The sequence below is a fragment of the Soonwooa sp. T0.1_25 genome (assembly GCF_057652215.1).
This window is the reverse complement of record NZ_JBYFBZ010000065.1, coordinates 1-463: the sequence shown is the minus strand read 5'-3', so window position 1 is coordinate 463 and position 463 is coordinate 1. Positions and strand designations below refer to the sequence as shown.

Here is a 463-nt window from a genome sequence, read left to right as displayed (position 1 = left end):
AGTTGAGGACTCTAGTGAGACTGCCTACGCAAGTAGAGAGGAAGGTGGGGATGACGTCAAATCATCACGGCCCTTACGCCTTGGGCCACACACGTGCTACAATGGACGGTACAGAGGGCAGCTACCAGGTGACTGGATGCAAATCTCGAAAGCCGTTCTCAGTTCGGATTGGAGTCTGCAACTCGACTCTATGAAGCTGGAATCGCTAGTAATCGCGCATCAGCCATGGCGCGGTGAATACGTTCCCGGGCCTTGTACACACCGCCCGTCAAGCCATGGAAGTTTGGGGTACCTGAAGTCGGTGACCGTAACAGGAGCTGCCTAGGGTAAAACAAGTAACTAGGGCTAAGTCGTAACAAGGTAGCCGTACCGGAAGGTGCGGCTGGAACATCTCATTTTAGAGCGTCTATATGACGTAAAACAAAATTAGTCATGCAAATGACAAACATTCTTAAACAAAGCA

The 463-nt window shown here is 50.5% G+C and carries 1 rRNA gene; it reads left to right on the top strand.

The annotated features are described in order from the left end of the window. Positions 1 to 398, top strand: a 16S ribosomal RNA gene (locus AC23MB_RS14370); the annotation flags it as partial. Positions 399 to 463 lie beyond the last annotated feature (65 nt).